At 58.4% G+C, this 575-nt stretch carries 2 pseudogenes; both read left to right on the top strand.

The features are described from left to right. Positions 1-228: pseudogene (locus PMI26_RS03725) on the top strand (electron transfer flavoprotein subunit beta/FixA family protein); the annotation flags it as partial. Then, a pseudogene (locus tag PMI26_RS03730) lies at positions 229-575 on the top strand (electron transfer flavoprotein subunit alpha/FixB family protein); the annotation flags it as partial. It abuts the pseudogene before it with no gap.

The raw sequence follows: 575 nt of genomic DNA, 5'->3' as shown, positions 1-575 counted from the left end.
ACCACCGACCTGCGTTTGAACGAGCCGCGTTATGCGTCCCTGCCAAACATCATGAAAGCCAAGAAGAAGCCTCTCGAAGTGCTGACTCCGGACGCTTTGGGCGTTTCCACCGCCTCCACCAACAAGACCCTGAAAGTCGAAGCGCCTGCTGCACGCAGCGCGGGTATCAAGGTCAAGTCGGTGGCTGAACTGGTGGAAAAACTCAAGAATGAAGCGAAGGTGATCTGAATGACGATCCTGGTTATTGCTGACTATTCAACCGACCAGCAGGACAACAAAGTGCTGGCCCCGGCCACGCTGAACACCGCTGCTGCCGCTGCCAAAATCGGTGGTGACATCCACGTGCTGGTTGCAGGGCAGGGCGCTGGCGCCGTGGCTGAAGCCGCTGCGAAAATCGCTGGCGTGAGCAAAGTCCTGAACGCTGACAATGCCGCTTACGCGCATCAGCTGCCGGAAAACGTCGCTCCTCTGGTTGCTGAATTGGGCAAGGGCTACAGCCACATCCTGGCTGCCGCCACTTCCAACGGCAAAAACATCCTGCCGCGCGTTGCCGCTGCACTGGACGTTGACCAGAT

Origin of the sequence: Pseudomonas sp. GM33 (assembly GCF_000282295.1) — a bacterium.
GTDB lineage: Bacteria > Pseudomonadota > Gammaproteobacteria > Pseudomonadales > Pseudomonadaceae > Aquipseudomonas > Aquipseudomonas laurylsulfatiphila.
Note: the sequence above shows the minus strand (reverse complement) of the source record. Positions and strands in the feature narration are given on the sequence as shown.